Raw genomic sequence first — 17,650 nt, 5'->3', positions numbered from 1 at the left:
ACTTTCACCTCCAAGTAGGTGCGCCCTGCCGGGCGCACCACAAAAAAAAACGGGCCTTGCGGCCCGTTTTTGGTTCATGCAATCAGCTTAGAACTCGTACTTCAGGGTAGCCTGCAGAGCCCACTGCGAAATATTGCGGTCGGTCTTCAGCGAGTAGTTCTCCAGGTCGCGCACGGAGTAGATGTACTTGCCGCTAGCATCGATACCAGCATAGTCCACGAAGCTGCGCGCATTCGCGCCACCCAGGAATGCAGTGCTGCTGCCCTGGTAGGACACGTCATACACGCGGCCCCACTTCTTGTTCAACAGGTTGCCCACGTTGAAGATGTCGAAGGTGAAGCTAGCCTTGTGGCCGGCGAAGAAGCTTGGCAGCTCTTGCGACAGACGCAGGTCGAAGCTGTTGGTCCATGGTGCGAACGAATCGTTGCGCTGGGTGGTGTGACCCTTGGCGTTGCGCAGGGCACGGCTGCTGTTCACGATATTCCAGAACTTGTCTTCGTTCACGCGGCTGGTCGCGGTATCGCCCTTGAAGACCACCTCACCCGAATACGGCTTGGACGGGATGTACATCAGGTCGTTGCCGATGACGCTGTCGCCGTTCATGTCGTTGTTGAAGGTCCAGCTGTATGGCTTGCCGGTACGGCCTTCGTAGAACAGGCCGATGCTGGTGCGGTAGTTGCCGAAGAACGCCTTGCGGAAGTTAACCATGGCGTTGACGCGGTCCTTCACCAGGTAGCTGGAGTTGGCCAGCACTTCTTCGTTCGGGTTGAAGTTGGCGCGTGCCATCCAGTTGGTACCGGAGGTCGATGCGGTCAGCGGCGACACTTCCTTTGCATCGGTGTAGGTGTACGACATCGACCAGCCGAAGCCGCCGGTCAGCGGACGGCTCAGGCTCAGGGTTGCCAGCTTGCTGTAACCCTGCTTGGTGTTGACGGCGTTGTACACGGTGGTGAACGCAGCGTTGCTGCCAGCACGGTTGCGCAGGCCATTGCAGCCGGAAACGGTGGTGGTGGTGGCGCCGGTGGAAGCGACGAAGCAGTTGGTGTTAAAGCCTTGGGTAGTCCAGTACAGTTCGCGGCCGTCGGGACCGATACGGGTCGGTGCGCCCAGGTTTTCGTCGCGGTAGTAAGCGGCGGTCTTGGCACGGATGTCCAGTACTTCAGCGGTCAGGATCAGGCCGTACCATGGCAGTTCGGTATCGAAGGCCAGGTTGGCTTTCCATACGGAAGGCTGCCTCAGGCCTGGCGACAGCAAATCGACCGCCTGTGCCGGCACGGCGCCTGGCAGCGTGGTTACTTGCTGGGACGGATCTGGCGAGAAGATGCCGGCCGGGCAGGCTGGGCTGCTGGAGCTGGTGCAGTTCAGGGTACGGGTAGCAACGCCGTTGTTCTGGAATGGGTTACCCATCCAGACGCCCATTGCGGAACCCTGGAACAGGCCGATACCGCCACGTACCTGGGTCGGGCGATCGCTCACGCCTGGCAGCTTGTAGTTGAAGCCGAAGCGCGGTTGCCACAGTTTCTGACCGTCGAAGGTGCTGGTGTTGTCCAGACCGAAACCGCCGGTAGCACGGCCGCCAACGATCGGACCAGGCGCGGCTGCCAGTGCGGCATTGGCGGTCGGACGCTCGTTGATGGCGGTCTTGTCAACACGCACGCCGGCGGTCACGGTCAGGTCCTTGGTGATCGACCAGGTATCCTGGACGAACAGGCCGTAGTCCTTGGCGGTAAAGGCAGCAACTGCCTCGTCCAGGGTGTGGCCGGTCTGTGCGATTTGCACGCGGTACAGCGAAGGACGGCCGTTGCGGAAGTTCTCCAGCATGGCAGCTTCGAACTCGGCGTTGGTTTCCAATTTAGGATCGCAGGCCAGCACCTTGCCGCCCAGGGATTGGTAAGCAATACCCCTGATGCAACCAAAGGTGTAGGTGCCGTTGACGTTCTGCAGGAAGGCGTTGGTCACCTTGTTGCTGTTCAGGTCGCCGCCGAACTTCAGTTCGTGGGAGCCCAGCGTCCAGTTGGCGCCGGCATACACGTCCTTGGTACGGGTGCTCAGCACGTTGCGCTGGCGGCTCGCTTCGGTACCCATGAACAGGCCGCGCTCATTGCTGCTGCTCACGCCCGCGCCCGCGCCGGCTGGCAGTGGGCCGCCGTAGTTCAGCAGGATCGATGGCAGTTGCGAGCTTACCTTAGGGACCGAGTTGTAATCGCGGTCCGAGAATTTGAGTTCGGTCGAGAAGTTCGAGGTCCAGTCCGACGTCAGTTGCGCAACCTTGGTTTCCAGGGTTTTGGTCTGGGTGTACCAGTAGCTGCTCAGCGACATATTGCTGTTGCTGGAACCCGGGAAGACCGGGTTGGCTTCTTCGGTCTTCGACCAGCGCACCATCGCACGATGGTCGTCGTTGATGTTCCAGTCAAACTTGACCAGCTTGTCGGTCACGTCCAGCTGCACGCCGCCGCCGGAACCCATGACGCCGCCGTCGATACCGTACAGTTGCTTGGCGGTGTCAAGTGCAGTCTGCACCTGGGCCGAGGTAATGCCGACGTTGTTCAGCGAAGAGCCGATCGGGCCGGACGGAGGGGTGCTGACCGATGGCGATTCCTTCTTCTCGTAGTTGGCAAAGATGAACAGCTTGTCCTTGATCAGCGGAGCACCGACGGTAGCGCCCTTGGTGGTGTTCTTCTGCTTGACCGGTTCGGTATACAGGCCAGTGGACGGGTTGAAGCGGTCACCGATCATCCGGTCGTTCTGGAACACGTAGTACACCGAGCCCTTGACGGTATTGGTGCCGGACTTGGTGACGGCGTTAATATTGCCGCCGGTGTAGCCCTTCTGGGTGACGTCGTAGTTGGCCACGTTCACCTGCACCGACTGGATCGCTTCGATCGAGATCGGCTGCTTGGACATTGGGGAGCCGTTGGCTTCCAGGCCGAAGGTGTCGTTCACCGCCACGCCATCGATGGTCATGGAGTTGAAACGGGAGTTCTGGCCGGCGATGGACAGTTCGCCGCGTTCCTTGTCGGTCTGCGAAACGCGCGGGTCCATACGGGCGTAGTCTTGCAGGTTACGCTGGATGGAGCCCTGGATCGCCAGTTCGGCAGCGGAAATGCTGGAGCCGGAACCCATATTGGTTTTCGAGAAACGCTCGCTGCGCGCGGCCGAGGAGCCGGCGATGGTCACGGTCTGCATGGCCTGGCCGATGGTGGCGTCCACTGCAGCGGTTTCAGCGACTTCCACGAAGACGTTTTCACGCTTTTCGGAAACGCCATTCTTGGTGATGGTGATGGTGTACGGGCCGCCGGCGCGCAGGCCGCGTGCAACGTAACGGCCCTCGGCATCGGTGGTCACGGTGCTGACCGAGCCGGACTCCACGTGCAGCACGTGCACGGTAGCGCCCGCAGTCGGCTTGCCATCGGAGCCCGAAATACGACCGCCAATCGAGGAGGTCGTGTTCTGCGCGAATGCCGGCGCGGCAAACACGAGGGACAAGCTAAACGCGATTTGCGTCAGCCGGAGCCGTTTCTGATTCATCATTGATATACCCCAAAAGAGAACAAATTATTGGTAAATGTCGGCATCTTCCTGCATACCGCATTTGCGCTTTTTACTAATGTTGCAAAAATAGTTGCCGCCCAGCGAGTGTAAGCACCAACCATGACGTGGGTGCGACAGCTTCGTGACATTGGTGTGACACCGGGATTTCCCAGTTGCATAGACGTATCTTTCCGTCAACTATGCCTGAAAGGCGCAGTCCAAGACAAATTCATTTTCCTTTGCGTATTTATACGTAGGGAAAATAAATTGCTCTTCGTTATACGTTTTTCTGCAATTACCGGGGGCGTTAAGGCGAGATTATAAAGAATCCCAGGCCTCTGGAGACTTTGGAAACGTTGGAGATTTGTAAAACGGTGCGCGCACTTGTGGTGAAAGGGCCACAAGTGCGGCTAAACAGGAGCTTACTTCAGCGAAGTTGCCACGTCCGCCTCGAACTTGGCAAAACGCGCGTCGAGCTGCTTCAACAGGCGCTGTTTGTCGGCCTCGGCCAGGAAACCATAGCGGATGCTGTCATAGGACAGTTTTTTCACTTCGGCATAGCTGGTCTTGTAGCGGCTGGCGAACAACACATATTCGTTGGACAGGGTGTTGCGGCTGACACCAGTATCGTCGCTCGACAGGACAAAAGGCACGCCATACTTGCGGTAAATATTGAGCGGGTGCGCCTCCCCTTTCACGCCGAGGATGAATTCGTTCGACGTCAGGTTCACTTCCACTGGAATATTTTTCTCGCGCATCTTTTTCAGGATGGCCAGCGCCTGGCGTTCGTGGGCGATGTCCATGCCGTGGCCGATGCGCCGGGCGCCGGCCACATCCAGCGCTTCGGCGATGTGGAACTTCAGGCCTTCCGGCGGCACCTGGCCCAGGGCCAGCTCGCCCGCGTGCAGCGACAGCTTCACCTGCGGGTATTTGGCGCTCAGGAATTTGTACATGCGCATATGCAGGCTGTAGTCGCGCATCGATACCGGATAGTGTTCGGCGCCGACGATATTCACCGACACCACTTTCGGGTTCTGGCTTGCAATCTTGAAGCCGGCTGCCATTTGCGAAAACACGATCGACGGCGACAGGAAGCGCAGTACGAAGGGCTGGTAGCGCATGGTGAAGTTTTCGTCGTCGATGCCGGCGCTGCTGCTGTCGACGTAGGCGCTGTAGTCGGCGATGCCCTTGTTGAACGCCGGGCTCGCTTCCAGCTTGGCCAGGTAGGCGGCAAAAGCGGCATCATCGGTCAGCTTGCCATCGAATTCGGCGTCGAAAGTGATCGGCGCGATTTCGAACACGGTTTCGATGTAGCCGACATTTTCGGCAATCGCCCGCTCTTTCAGGCGCTTTTGGCCGTCATTGCCATTGGTCGAGGCGACGCCGTCAAAGCGCAGGAAGGTGGTGAAGAAGGCCAGGTCCGGCGCCAGCTGGTTTTCCGTGTGATTATAAAAATCCATGGTGGACCACTTGTGCAGCAGCGCGCGGTAAGCCAGCGGGTCTTTTTCCAGTTCGGCGACAGTCGCGCAGTGCTTGCGGTCGGCGGCCTTGTCGGTCTGCACGCTCCAGGTGGTCTTGTCGACGCAGTAGCCCAGCTTGTCGACCCATTCCAGGTATTGCTCGGCGTAGATGGAGCCGGAGTAATGGTGGTGCAGGTCGGCGCCCTTTGGCATATTGTTGAAGAACAGGGCCAGTTCGGCCGTCTTCGGTGCCGGTCCGGCGACCAGCGATGCAAAATGGCGCGCGGTGATCTCGGTATTGCTTGCCGCGCCGGCGGCTGGCGCGGCAATAGCGCTGGAAATCGCGGTGGAAATCGCGGCGGCAAGCAGCAGGCGGCTCAGTTGCTTATTCATGGGCTTTTGCATCTTCGTTCTCTCGGCGTAGTGGACCGGGTCAGCCCGGCGTCCGCGCATGCACCAGGCGGCCGCCCGAATAGGTCGCCGCAACGGCGCGATCGTCCCCCAGCAGCGCCAATGCAAACAGCTGTTCTTCCAGGCTGTCAGTGTTGGCGCTGCGGCGCGCCAGCAACGGCGTGGCCTGCGGGTCGATCACGATAAAGTCCGCTTCGCGGCCGGCGGCAAAACTGCCGATCGTGTCTTCCAGGTGCAGGCTGCGCGCGGCGCCCAGCGTCGCCAGGTAGAACATGCGCATGGCAGGCAGGTAGCTGCCCTTCAAGCGCGCTACTTTATAGGCTTCATTCATCGTTTGCAACATGCTGAAGGAAGTGCCCGCGCCAACGTCGGTGGCGAGCGACAGCAGCATGCCGGCCTTGTCGGCTTGCTCGAAGTCGAACAGGCCGGAGCCGAGGAACAGGTTGGAGGTTGGGCACACGGCGGCCGCGGCCCGGCTTTCGGCCATGCGCGCCCGATCCGTTTCATCGAGCCAGATGCAATGGCCGTAGACTGCGCGCGGACGCATCATGCCGTAGCGGTCGTACACGTCGAGGTAGCTGCGCGCCTGCGGGAACAGGGTCTTGACCCAGGCGCATTCTTCCCTGTTCTCCGAGACATGGGTTTGCAGGAACGTATCCGGGTACTTCCGCGCCAGTTCGCCGGCCAGCTGCAGCTGCGCTTCGGACGATGTCGGGGCAAAGCGCGGGGTGATGGCATACAGGGAGCGTCCCTTCTTGTGCCAGCGCTGGATCAGGGCTTCGCTCTCCTCCGCGCCGCGTTCGGCGGTATCGCACAGGAAGTCCGGGCAATGGCGATCCATCATCACTTTGCCGGCAATCATGCGCAGCTCACGTTTTTCGCTGGCGGTGAAGAAGGCGTCCACCGATTGCGGGTGCACCGTGCCATAGACCATGGCCGTGGTGGTGCCGTTGCGCAGCAGCTCGTCAAGGAAGAACTCGGCCACCTGGGCGCCGTGCGCCGGGTCTTCGAACCGGCGTTCGGTCGGGAAGGTGTATTGCTCCAGCCATGGCAGCAGGCCGGGCGCGGGCGAGGCGATCATGTCGGTCTGCGGGTAATGCACGTGGCTGTCGATGAAGCCGGGCATGATGATCTTGCCGCGATAATCCTTCACTTCCGTGCCGGGCTGCAGGGTTGGCGCCAGCGCGGCGTGGTCGCCGGCCGCCTGCACCTTGCCGTCGGCCACGACCAGCAGGCCGTCTTCGTGCCAGGCATGGGCGTGTTCGATGAAAGCCGGATCGGCGTGAAAATGCAGCAAGCCTGCTCGGTAGGCTTGCACGCTGGTGGTTTTGCTCATGCTTAGTCTTTCGCCTGGGATTCCCAGACCATCAGTAATTGGGCGGCGACCGAGGCGGCAATCACCGCTGGCGCCTTGTCGATGATACCCGGCAGGCCGATCGGGCACACCATGTTTTGCGTGCTCAGGCCCCTGGCCTCGAGACGCGAGGTGAACTGGGCACGCTTGGTTTTGGAACCGATCAGGCCGAACCAGCCGACCTTGGGCCGGCGCAGGATGGCTTCGGTCAATTGCAGGTCGAGGGCGTGGCTGTGGGTCAGGACCAGGTAGCTGGCATTGTCCGGCGCTGCGTCGACGCAAGCCTCAGGCGTGTCGGTGGCCTCGATGGCGACGTTGTCCGGCACGTCGGCCGGGAACATGGCATCGCGCTCGTCGACCCAGGTGACCGTACATGGCAGCTCGGCCAGTGCGCGCACGATGGCGGCGCCGACATGGCCGGCGCCGAACAGTACAAGGTGGGCGCGCGGTGCCCTGACCGGGTCGACCAGCCAGCGGCGGCCGTCGGCGTCGGTATGGATGTGGGTTTGACTGTGCTGCTCGTCCACAAGGCGGCAGTCGGCTTCGCCGTCGATGGCGGTGATGCGGCAGCTGTCTTCCCGGCGGCGCTGGCGAAGCTGCGCCATGACATCTTCAACGCCGCCCGTCACCGGTTCGAACAGCAGCCAGACGACGCCGCCGCAGCATTGGCCCAGGCTCGGTCCCAGGGGAAAGCGCTCGAGGTGCGGGGCCGCCGGGCGTGCGGCACGGCGGGCGGCCAACATTTCGCGGGCAATGGCAAAGGCCTTATGTTCCAGATGGCCGCCGCCGATGGTGTCGAACTGACCGCTGGCGGTCACCAGCATATGCGTGCCCGCTTCGCGCGGCACCGATCCTTCGGCGCGCGCGACCGTGACGAGTACCGCCGGTTCCCCGGCTGGCGTCAGCCAGTCAGCCATGTCAGCCTGCCGCTTCGACAGCCGCTTCCACCGCTGCGATGGCGCGCAGGATCTCTTCGCTGGTGGCCGGGGCGTTCAGCGGCGGATTGACGCGGTGCCCGCCGACGGCGGAAATCGCATCGCGGATGGCAAAGAACACGGAGAACGGCAGCAGCAAGGGCGGCTCACCCACTGCTTTCGAGCGGTGGATCGAATCCTCCACATTGCGGTTCTGGAACAGCCTGACGCGGAAATCTTCCGGGCAATCGGAAACGCCGGGAATCTTGTAGGTGGACGGTGCGTGCGTCATCAGCTTGCCGGCGCCGCTCCACCACAACTGCTCGGTAGTCAGCCAGCCCATGCCCTGGATAAAGGCACCTTCGACCTGGCCGATGTCGATGGCCGGGTTCAGCGACTGGCCGGCATCGTACAGCGCGTCGGCGCGCAGCAGCTTCCATTCCCCGGTCAGCGTATCGACCACCACCTCGGACACCGCGGCGCCGTAGGCGTAATAGGAGAACGGATGGCCGTTCATGGTTTTCGGATCCCAGTGCAGGTTCGGCGTTGCATAGAATCCGTCGGACCAGAGCTGCACACGGGCCAGGTATGCCTTCTGCACCAGCGCTTCGAACGGCACGCTCTGGCCGTTCACATGGATTTCGTTGGCGAAGAAGCGCACGTCGGCCGCATCGCCGCCCAGCGTCTTCGCTGCAAAGGCCGCCAGCCGTTCGCGGATCTGGCGCGCAGCATCTTGCGCAGCCTTGCCGTTCAGGTCCGCGCCGGTGGACGCCGCGGTGGCGGAAGTATTCGCCACTTTGCTGGTATCGGTTGCCGTGATGCGTACGCGCTCCAGGTCCAGGCCCAGTTCATGGGCGACCACCTGCAGCACCTTGGTGTTGATGCCCTGTCCCATCTCGGTACCGCCGTGGTTGACCAGCACCGAGCCGTCAACGTAGACGTGCACCAGTGCGCCTGCCTGGTTCAGGTGGGTGACGTTGAAGGCGATGCCGAACTTGACCGGAGTCAGCGCCAGGCCGCGCTTTAGCACCGGGCTGGCTGCGTTGTAGGCGGCCACCGCGGCGCGGCGCGCGCGGTACTCGCTGGTCTGCTCCAGCTCCGCCACCAGTTCATGGATCACGTTATCGACGATCACCTGGCGGTAAGGCGTTTCATTGCGCTCGGTCTTGCCGTAGAAATTCAGGCGGCGGATGTCCAGCGCATCCTGCCCCAGGTTGCGCGCGATCTCGTCGATCACGTATTCGATCGCGATGGCGCCTTGCGGACCGCCAAAGCCGCGGAAAGCGGTGTTCGACTGGGTGTTGGTCTTACCGCAGGCAGCGTGGATTTCCACGTCCGACAGGTAGTAGGTATTGTCGAAATGGCAGACCGCGCGGGTTGCGACAGGGCCCGACAGGTCGGCCGAATAGCCTGCGCGCGAAGTCATGTCGACCTTGGCGGCGACGATACGGCCCGTGTCGTCGTAGCCGACTTCGTACTCATAATAGAAGCAGTGGCGTTTGCCGGTCACCATCATGTCGTCATCGCGATCGGCGCGCAGCTTGACCGGCTTGCCGGTACGCGCAGCAGCGATGGCCGCCGCGGCAGCCCACAGTGCGGACTGCGACTCCTTGCCGCCAAAGCCGCCGCCCATGCGGCGGCATTCCACCGTCACATGGTGCGAGTGCAGGCCCAGCGCATGCGCCACCACGTGCTGCATTTCGCTTGGATGCTGGGTCGAGCATTGCACCAGCATGGCCTTGCCCTCTTTCGGAATGGCATAGGCGATCTGGCCTTCCAGGTAGAACTGCTCCTGGCCGCCAACGTAGAGCTGGCCCTTGACTGTGTGCGGCGCTTTCTCGAACGCAGCCTGCGCGTCGCCGCGCAGCAGCTTCATTGGCGGCAGCACGTAGGAAGCGGCTGCCTTGGCTTGCTGCGGCGTCAGGATGGCCGGCAGCTCTTCGTAGCCGACCACGCCGCGCCTGGCGGCACGGCGCGCATTGGTGTGCGAGTCGGCGACCACGATAAAGATCGGCTGGCCGACGTACTGGACCAGGCCATCGGCCAGGATCGGGTCGTCGTGGATGATCGGGCCGCAGTCATTGATGCCGGGGATGTCGGCTACCGTATACACCGCTACCACACCGGGCGCCGAACGTACCGCATCCAGTTCCAGCGAAGTAATACGGGCATGGGCCTTGGACGACAGGCCGAGCGCCGCATGCAGGGTGCCATGCAGTTCGGGGATATCGTCGGTATAAGTCGCCTGTCCCAGCACGTGCAGCTCGGCCGATTCATGCGTGCGCGGAATGCCGACACCGGTCCAGCTGGCGGCCTTCAGTTCAGGAGTGACGGGATGGTTCATGATGCCTCCTTCATTCTTTCCCCCTTACGCGCTGACGGCAAATGCGTTGACGGCATCGGCCGCCAGCGGCGCATCGTTGCGCGTCTCAAGCCAGAAGCGGCGCAGCAGGTTCTGTGCAGTCTTCATCCGGTATTCGCTGCTGGCGCGCATATCGCTCAATGGCGCGTAGTCGCGCGCCAGCGCCGCCATGGCGTCCGCCAGGGCGGCTTCGCTCCAGGCGCGCCCGTTCAGCGCAGCCTCCGCCTGCGCCGCACGTTTCGGCGTCGCGGCCATACCGCCGAAAGCGATGCGCGCTTCGGCAATCGTATCGCCATCCATGCGCAAGGCGAAGGCGGCGCAGACAGCGGAGATATCCTGGTCGAAGCGCTTGGCCAGCTTGTAGGTGCGGAAGCGCACGTCCTCGCGCGGCAGGGGCACGCGCACGGCCTGCACGAATTCTCCCGGCTGCAGATCCTTCTTCATGTAGTCCAGATAGAAGTCTTCCAGCGCCAGCACGCGCTCGCCGGCTGCGCCGCACAGCACCAGCTGCGCGCCAAGGGCGATCAGCCATGGCATGGAATCGCCGATCGGCGAACCGTTGGCGACATTGCCGCCCAGCGTGCCCGCGTTACGGATCGGCAGCGAGGCGAAACGCTGGCGCAACTCGCCCAGCTCGTTCGGGTAGTGCTGGCATAGCGCGTTGTAGGCGTCTTCCAGCGACACCCCGGCGCCGATTTCGAGGGCGCCGTCTTCCACGCGCAGGCCTTTCAAGGCATCGACGTGGCCGAGGTAAATGATGTCGCCCAGCTCGCGCATCTGCTTGGTGACCCACAGGCCGACGTCGGTGGAACCGGCCAGCAGCACGGCGGATGGATTGGCCGCGCGCAGCTGGACCAGTTCATCGAGGGTGCGCGGGGCCAGGAAAGTCTGGCCATGCGCACTGTAGACGGCCAGCGAGTCGCGTTTCAGCGCCGCGAGCTGTCCGGCCACGCGGGCGGCGTCGAATTCGACTTTCGGCAGTTCGGCCATGCGCTGGGCCGCGTCGATGATCGGGCGGTAGCCGGTGCAGCGGCACAGGTTGCCCGACAGGCAGTCGTCGATTTCCTTGCGCGAAGCGCATTGGCCTTCTTTTTTCAGGTAGAGGCCCCACAGCGACATGGCGAAACCAGGCGTGCAAAAGCCGCATTGCGAGCCGTGGCATTCGACCAGCGCCTGCTGCACCGGGTGCAGCGCGCCGTCGGCCTGCTGCAGGTCTTCCACGGTAAACAAGGCCTTGCCGTCCAGCGTCGGCGTGAGCTGGATGCAGGAATTGACCGCTTTCAGGTCCAGCTTGCCATCGACCACGCTGCCCAGCACCACGGTGCAGGCGCCGCAGTCGCCTTCGGCGCAGCCTTCCTTGGTGCCGGTGCAATGCAAATCTTCGCGCAGGTGCTGCAGCACAGTCTGCGTCGGGGCGGCGTCCCGTACTTCATGCACGGCGCCGCGGTAGTAAAAGCGGATCGGTTCTGACATCTTGTCCTCGCAGGTCTCCTAGCTTGCAAGATAACATTACCGCACCCCGGCCTTATAAGAAAACTCTGATTTTGAATATCAGGCGCTTCGCATATAAGGGTGATGCTTGTGCCAATGCTCGGCAATGTCGATGCGGCGCGTGATCCAGACCTTGTCATGGCTTTGCACATAATCGAGGAAGCGCGCCAGGGCGGCGGCGCGCGCCGGACGGCCCACCAGGCGGCAATGCAGGCCGATCGACAGCATTTTCGGCTGGTTCTGGCCGGCAGGATCCCCTTCCTTATAGAGTACGTCGAATGCGTCCTTGAGGTAATCGAAGAATTGGGGGCCGCTGTTAAAACCTTGCATGGCGGCAAAGCGCATATCGTTGGTGTCCAGGGTATACGGCACGATCAGTTGCGGCGCGACGGCCGGCCTGCCGTCGGCGCCGGTGTGCGCCACCTCCTGCCAGAACGGCAGGTCGTCGCCGTAATAGTCGGCGTCGTAACGGAAGCCGCCATGCTCCACCACCAGGCGGCGCGTGTTGGGCGAATCACGGCCGGTGTACCAGCCCAGCGGCGCGCTGCCGGTCAGTTCCCGGATGATCTGCACCGCTTCCCGCATATGGGCGCGTTCGGTTTGCTCGTCCATGTTCTGGTAGCTGATCCAGCGCAAGCCGTGGCAGGCGATTTCGTGGCCCAGCTCCTGGAAGGCGGCGACCGCTTCCGGATGGCGCTGCAGCGCCATCGCGACGCCGAAGATGGTCAGCGGCAGCTTGCGCTCTTCGAACATGCGCAGGATGCGCCACAGGCCGGCGCGCGAGCCGTACTCATAGATCGATTCCATGCTCATGTGGCGGTTCTGGAAGGCCGCCGCGCCAATGATCTCGGACAGGAAGGTTTCCGAAGCCTGGTCGCCATGCAGCACGCAGTTCTCTCCGCCCTCTTCGTAGTTCAGCACGAATTGCAGGGCCACGCGGGCCTGGCCTGGCCATTGCGGATGGGGTGGCGTGCGGCCGTAGCCGACGAGGTCGCGGGGGTAGTTGCTCATGATGGGTCCGGGATGAAAGGTATACGCTCAATAATATATTGGCGTTATGGCACCGGTATATGATTTGCCGGATAAGCAAAATAAGGAATGCAAAATGGGAAAACTGAGCACTCACGTTCTTGATACGGCCAGCGGCAGGCCCGCTGCAGGCGTGCGCGTGGCGCTGTATGCGCTGGCAGGCGGCAGCCGCACACTGGTGAAGCAGGATGTGACCAATGCCGATGGCCGCTGCGGCGCGCCGCTGCTGGAAGGCGATACCATGCGCCCCGGGCAGTATGAACTGGTATTTGGCGCCGGCGATTATTTCGCGGCGCTCGGTGTCGAGCTGCCGACGCCGCGCTTCATCGACCAGGTGACCATCGCGTTCGGCATCGCGCACGCCGACCAGAACTACCACGTGCCACTGGTTGTATCGCCCTGGTCGTATTCAACCTACCGCGGCAGCTAGACCTTCAGTCGCGCTGCATGACGGCGCGCTCCCCGCGCCGGGCTTTCTGCTGCAGCTGCATCAGGCCATACAGCAATGCCTCCGGCGTGGGCGGGCAGCCGGGCACATAGACGTCGACCGGCACGATGCGGTCGCAGCCGCGCACCACCGAATACGAGTAGTGGTAATAGCCCCCGCCATTGGCGCAGGAGCCCATCGACACCACATAGCGCGGTTCGGCCATCTGGTCGTATACCTTGCGCATGGCGCGCGCCATCTTGTTGGTCAGGGTGCCGGCCACGATCATCAGGTCGGCCTGGCGCGGCGAAGGTCGCGGGCACATGCCGAAACGGTCCATGTCGTAGCGCGCCGAGGCCGCTTCCATCATCTCCACGGCACAGCAGGCCAGGCCGAAACTGAGGTACCACAGGCTGTTGGTGCGCACTGTTTCCATCAGCGAATCGAGTGAAGTGAGCACGTAACCATCGCGCTCCAGCGTAGCTTCAAGTTCCATTTCGTTCCCCTTTGAGTAGCGTCGCTACGATAGCGGGGAGCGCAGGAAAAATATTGTATGGATGCGACACGCGCAGCGGCTAATAATCCTCGCGGGTGACGATGGCGCGCGAGGCCTGGTCATAGCGCAGCAGGCGCAAAGCGCCGCTGGCGTCGCCGGCCGCTTCCAGCAAAGCCTTGGGCGCAAGGCCTGTGAAAAGCACGAAGTCGCGCACCATGTGGGCCTGGTCATGGTAGCCGCAGTCGACGGCCAGCCGCGTCAACCCGCCGTGCCGCAGCGGCACCGCTATCATGCGCGACAGCGCACGGATGTAGCGCATCATGCGGCGGCCGTCGCGGATGCTCTGGCCATAGCTGGCCATCATGCGCCGTTCAAGCTGGCGCACGCTGATGCCATAACGGGTGGCTATTTCATCGGTAGGCAATGCCAGCAACGCTGGTGGCAGCACGAAGGGCTGTTGGCCGCGCGCCAGCCGCTCTTCGCGCGCGCCCAGGCGCTGCAGCAGCCAGGCGCCAACCAGCGCCACCCAGGCCGCGCAGTCGGAGCTGGCACGCAGCTGCTCTTCCAGCGCCGCTGCGCCGCGCCAGTCGGGGGCCGCGTCTGCCAGCGGCACCACGGCGTCGCGCAACTCCCCCAGCGGCATGTCGAACAGGCGGCCGAACTGTCCCGATTCGATGACGGCGCTGATGAAAGTGGTGCCGGGTTCCCAGATTGCGGGGAAGTGCCGCGTCAACGGGCCGGTGACGAAGGGTTCCGCATGCAGCCGCTCACGCCCGCCGGCATCGACAAAACGCGAGCCGCCGCGGATGAAGAAGGTGAGCATGGCACAAGGCGAAGCCGGCACCAGCACGGCGCCCGGGCTATACAGCTCGATATGGAAATAGCGCACCACACCCGCCAGCCCGGGCGGCGGGGCGATGGCCAGGCGCATCGGCGCCAATATCGAGTCCACATCACGCATGGCCAGCATTATAGGAGGCTTGCACCGGGCGTGCTGGCGGCGGCCGCGGCATGGCGGGCGGAGGGCGCCATGTTAGAATCGCCCTCTTACAGACTCGTCATTACGACCTTGGATACCGTTCCCTTGTGGGCGCAATTTGCCGCCCTCGCCTTCCTGATCCTCGCCTCGGCCTTCTTCGCCATGGCCGAAACCGCCCTGATGGCGGCCAATCGCTTCCGCCTGCGCCACCAGGCCAAACGCGGCAGCCGCCATGCCATCGCCACCCTGTGGCTGCTGGAACGCACCGAACAGCTGCTGTCGCTGGTCCTGGTTGCCAACACCCTGATCAACGCCATGGCCATCGCCCTGGCTACCGCGATTGCCATTACCCAGTTCGGCCTGGAACAGCACGTGATCCTGCTGTCGACCGTGATCGTGGTGTTCATCCTGATCGTCCTGGCCGAAATTTCGCCCAAAATCGTCGGCGCCCGCTACGCCGACCAGATCGTGCTGCCGGCGTCCTTCGTGTTGCGCCCGCTGTTGTCGGTCTCCAAGCCGTTGCTCTGGTTCGTGCACCTGTTCGTCAACACCTTGTTGCGCCTGTTCCGCATCAAACCCACCGGCCAGATCCACGAAGGCAATCTGTCGCCGGACGAACTGCGCTCGGTACTGCTGGAAAACGGCAGCTTCATCCCGAAAAAGCACAAGAGCATCCTGCTCAACCTGTTCGACCTGGACACCATCTCGGTGGAAGACATCATGACCCCGCGCGCCCACATCGAGGCGCTCGACCTGGCCATGCCGGTGGAAGACATCAAGTCCCAGCTCACCACCTGCTTCCACAACAAGCTGCCGGTGTATGACGGCGAGATCAACCGGATTGTCGGCATCCTGCACGTGCGCAAGGCCGTCGCCCTGCTGAACGAACAGGACGAACTGAGGGCCGAACACTTCCGCAAACTGCTGTCCGAGCCCTTTTTCATCCCGCAGGACACGCCGGCCTTTGCCGCCCTGCAGAACTTCCAGGAGAACAAGGAGCGCCTGGCCATCGTGGTCGACGAGTACGGCGAGGTGCAGGGCCTGGTTACGCTGGACGACATCATCGAGGAAATGATTGGCGAATTCACCACCTCGACCCCGAGCGCCACACGGGCCGACAGCTTCGGCTGGGACGAGCACGGCGCCTGCCTGCTCGAGGGCAGCACAGCATTACGTGACATTAACAAGCGTCTGGGTTTAAACTTTCCGCTTGATGGGCCCAAAACCCTGAACGGCATGCTGCTGGAGGTTTTACAGGATATTCCCGACGCCCCGATCTCGGTCAAAATGGGTAATTGTGTCGTGGAAGTGGTGCAAGCACAGGACCAGGCCATTAAAGTAGTGAAATTGCGACGTCCGGAGTTCCGCCAGGCAGAGTGAACCGTGCGGACCTTTACAAAAATGATGCCTACAGGCATCATCCGGAGACTCACTCTTTATTAACATTCTGATAGTGCGCTCCTATGGCAGCAGTCCAACCCACCTCGGCGTCCGGTTCCCCTATGTCGGGACTGGCCCGAGCCCTGATGCAAGCGGGGCGTCTTACCCCGCCGCAAGCGGACGCGCTGAACAAGAAGGCTATTGCCGAAAAGTCTACATTCATTGATGTGCTGCTGGCTGGCGGCACCATCAATGCGCGCGAACTGGCCGTCTTCTGCGCCGAAACCTTTGCTTACCCGCTGCTTGACCTGAGCGCCATCAACCTGGAGATCCTGCCGCCGAAGGCCATCGATACCCGGCTGATGGCCACCCAGCGCGTGATTCCGCTGGCCAAGCGCGGCAACAAGATGTCGGTGGCGCTGTCCGACCCGACCAATACCCAGGCCCTGGACCAGATCAAGTTCCAGGCCGAATCGACGGTGGAACCGGTCATCGTGCAGCACGACGTGCTGCTCAAACTGCTTGAAACCCTGACCAAGAGCTCGGCCCAGACCGTGCTCGAAATGACCGGCGATGAAGGCGATATCGAGTTCGCCGAGGAAGAAAGCATCTCGGCGGCCCAGGGCGCCGCAGCCGAAGCCGAGGTGGAAGACGCGCCGATCGTGCGTTTCCTGAACAAGATGTTGATGGATGCGGTCAATATGGGCGCCTCCGACTTGCACTTCGAGCCTTACGAAAAGTTTTACCGCATCCGCTTCCGGGTGGACGGCAACCTGATCGAGCACGCCCAGCCGCCGACTTCGATCAAGGACAAGCTGGTTTCACGTATCAAGGTGCTGTCCAAGCTCGACATCTCGGAAAAGCGCGTGCCGCAGGACGGCCGCATGCGCCTGATCGTGTCTTCCACCAAGACCATCGACCTGCGCGTGTCGACCCTGCCGACCCTGTTCGGCGAAAAGACCGTGATGCGTATCCTGGATGCGACCCAGGCCCAGATGGGCATCGACTCGCTCGGCTACGACCCGGACCAGAAGGAAATCCTGCTGGATGCCGTGCACCGCCCGTACGGCATGGTGCTGGTGACCGGCCCGACCGGTTCGGGCAAGACGGTGTCGCTGTACACCTGCCTGAACATCCTGAACAAGCCCGGCATCAATATCTCGACCGCGGAAGACCCGGCCGAGATCAACCTGCCCGGCGTGAACCAGGTCAACGTCAACGACAAGGCCGGCCTGACCTTCCCGGTGGCGCTGAAGGCCTTCCTGCGCCAGGACCCGGACATCATCATGGTTGGTGAGATCCGCGACCTGGAAACGGCAGACATCGCAATCAAGGCCGCGCAGACCGGCCACATGGTGTTCTCCACCCTGCACACCAATGACGCGCCGTCGACCCTGACGCGCTTGATGAATATGGGCGTTGCGCCCTTTAACATTGCCTCCTCGGTCATCCTGATCACGGCACAGCGCCTGGCGCGCCGGCTGTGCACTTGCAAGAAGCCGATCGACATTGCTCCGGACCTGCTGCTGAAAGCAGGTTTCAAGGAGGAAGACCTGGATGGCAGCTGGAAACCTTACGGCCCGGTGGGCTGTGAGCGCTGCAACGGCTCGGGCTATAAAGGCCGGGTCGGTATCTACCAGATCATGCCGATCACGCCCGCGATCGAAGCATTGATCCTGGCACACGGCAACTCGATGCAGATCGCGGCACAATCGGAAGCAGAAGGCGTCAAGTCCCTGCGCCAATCGGGCCTGGTCAAGGTCAAGAACGGACTGACCAGCCTGGAAGAAGTGCTGGGCTGCACCAACGAATAGGA

General features: G+C 62.4%; 12 protein-coding genes. 3 read left to right on the top strand and 9 right to left on the bottom strand.

Translation table 11 applies throughout. The annotated features are described in order from the left end of the window. Positions 1 to 87 precede the first annotated feature (87 nt). From ACWBU6_RS07620 to puuE, 7 genes are all read right to left on the bottom strand, one after another. Positions 88 to 3,531 carry a carboxypeptidase regulatory-like domain-containing protein gene (locus ACWBU6_RS07620; RefSeq protein WP_452648214.1) on the bottom strand — a complete coding sequence of 1,148 codons (3,444 nt, stop codon included), beginning with the start codon at positions 3,529 to 3,531 and terminating at the stop codon, positions 88 to 90. Between the two features lie 422 nt (positions 3,532 to 3,953). Then, positions 3,954 to 5,384: an adenosine deaminase family protein gene (locus ACWBU6_RS07615; RefSeq protein WP_452648213.1), complete on the bottom strand. Its 1,431-nt coding sequence runs from the start codon at positions 5,382 to 5,384 to the stop codon at positions 3,954 to 3,956. Positions 5,385 to 5,424: 40 nt separating this feature from the next. Next, positions 5,425 to 6,738, bottom strand: a complete 1,314-nt coding sequence (gene guaD, locus ACWBU6_RS07610) for a guanine deaminase (RefSeq protein ID WP_452648212.1) — start codon at positions 6,736 to 6,738, stop codon at positions 5,425 to 5,427. A gap of 2 nt (positions 6,739 to 6,740) precedes the next feature. Further along, positions 6,741 to 7,673: a xanthine dehydrogenase accessory protein XdhC gene (gene xdhC, locus ACWBU6_RS07605; RefSeq protein ID WP_452648211.1), complete on the bottom strand. Its 933-nt coding sequence runs from the start codon at positions 7,671 to 7,673 to the stop codon at positions 6,741 to 6,743. Between the two features lies 1 nt (position 7,674). Then, positions 7,675 to 10,014, bottom strand: a complete 2,340-nt coding sequence (xdhB, locus tag ACWBU6_RS07600) for a xanthine dehydrogenase molybdopterin binding subunit (RefSeq protein WP_452648210.1) — start codon at positions 10,012 to 10,014, stop codon at positions 7,675 to 7,677. 24 nt (positions 10,015 to 10,038) lie between these two features. After that, positions 10,039 to 11,505 carry a xanthine dehydrogenase small subunit gene (gene xdhA, locus ACWBU6_RS07595; protein WP_452648209.1) on the bottom strand — a complete coding sequence of 489 codons (1,467 nt, stop codon included), beginning with the start codon at positions 11,503 to 11,505 and terminating at the stop codon, positions 10,039 to 10,041. A 78-nt stretch (positions 11,506 to 11,583) separates the two neighbouring features. Next, positions 11,584 to 12,534: an allantoinase PuuE gene (gene puuE, locus ACWBU6_RS07590; protein WP_452648208.1), complete on the bottom strand. Its 951-nt coding sequence runs from the start codon at positions 12,532 to 12,534 to the stop codon at positions 11,584 to 11,586. 94 nt (positions 12,535 to 12,628) lie between these two features. On the opposite strand from puuE, the gene uraH reads away from it, so the two are divergent. Beyond that, positions 12,629 to 12,982 (top strand): hydroxyisourate hydrolase, encoded by a 354-nt coding sequence (gene uraH, locus ACWBU6_RS07585; RefSeq protein WP_452648207.1) that lies wholly within the window; start codon positions 12,629 to 12,631, stop codon positions 12,980 to 12,982. A 4-nt stretch (positions 12,983 to 12,986) separates the two neighbouring features. Here the strand turns inward: uraH and ACWBU6_RS07580 are convergent, their stop codons facing one another. Continuing rightward, positions 12,987 to 13,475, bottom strand: a complete 489-nt coding sequence (locus ACWBU6_RS07580; protein WP_452648206.1) for a NuoB/complex I 20 kDa subunit family protein — start codon at positions 13,473 to 13,475, stop codon at positions 12,987 to 12,989. 79 nt (positions 13,476 to 13,554) lie between these two features. Continuing rightward, the gene (locus ACWBU6_RS07575; protein ID WP_452648205.1) at positions 13,555 to 14,436 is read right to left on the bottom strand and encodes a helix-turn-helix domain-containing protein; all 882 of its coding nucleotides are present in this window, start codon (positions 14,434 to 14,436) and stop codon (positions 13,555 to 13,557) included. Positions 14,437 to 14,544: 108 nt separating this feature from the next. On the opposite strand from ACWBU6_RS07575, the gene ACWBU6_RS07570 reads away from it, so the two are divergent. Further along, entirely contained in the window at positions 14,545 to 15,834 is a 1,290-nt protein-coding gene (locus ACWBU6_RS07570; protein WP_452649545.1) for an HlyC/CorC family transporter, read from the top strand. A gap of 122 nt (positions 15,835 to 15,956) precedes the next feature. Then, positions 15,957 to 17,648, top strand: coding sequence for a type IV-A pilus assembly ATPase PilB (pilB, locus tag ACWBU6_RS07565; protein ID WP_452648204.1), 1,692 nt, complete (start codon positions 15,957 to 15,959; stop codon positions 17,646 to 17,648). Positions 17,649 to 17,650: the final 2 nt, after the last annotated feature.

Source organism: Pseudoduganella sp. HUAS MS19, assembly GCF_053615455.1.
This window is presented reverse-complemented; position numbering and strand designations above follow the sequence as displayed.

Coding starts and splice junctions, on each gene's coding strand:
- ACWBU6_RS07620 (WP_452648214.1), bottom strand. CDS start 3,531: ATGATGAATCAGAAACGGCTCCGGCTGACGCAAATCGCGTTTAGCTTG.
- ACWBU6_RS07615 (WP_452648213.1), bottom strand. CDS start 5,384: ATGAATAAGCAACTGAGCCGCCTGCTGCTTGCCGCCGCGATTTCCACC.
- guaD (WP_452648212.1), bottom strand. CDS start 6,738: ATGAGCAAAACCACCAGCGTGCAAGCCTACCGAGCAGGCTTGCTGCAT.
- xdhC (WP_452648211.1), bottom strand. CDS start 7,673: ATGGCTGACTGGCTGACGCCAGCCGGGGAACCGGCGGTACTCGTCACG.
- xdhB (WP_452648210.1), bottom strand. CDS start 10,014: ATGAACCATCCCGTCACTCCTGAACTGAAGGCCGCCAGCTGGACCGGT.
- xdhA (WP_452648209.1), bottom strand. CDS start 11,505: ATGTCAGAACCGATCCGCTTTTACTACCGCGGCGCCGTGCATGAAGTA.
- puuE (WP_452648208.1), bottom strand. CDS start 12,534: ATGAGCAACTACCCCCGCGACCTCGTCGGCTACGGCCGCACGCCACCC.
- uraH (WP_452648207.1), top strand. CDS start 12,629: ATGGGAAAACTGAGCACTCACGTTCTTGATACGGCCAGCGGCAGGCCC.
- ACWBU6_RS07580 (WP_452648206.1), bottom strand. CDS start 13,475: ATGGAACTTGAAGCTACGCTGGAGCGCGATGGTTACGTGCTCACTTCA.
- ACWBU6_RS07575 (WP_452648205.1), bottom strand. CDS start 14,436: ATGCGTGATGTGGACTCGATATTGGCGCCGATGCGCCTGGCCATCGCC.
- pilB (WP_452648204.1), top strand. CDS start 15,957: ATGTCGGGACTGGCCCGAGCCCTGATGCAAGCGGGGCGTCTTACCCCG.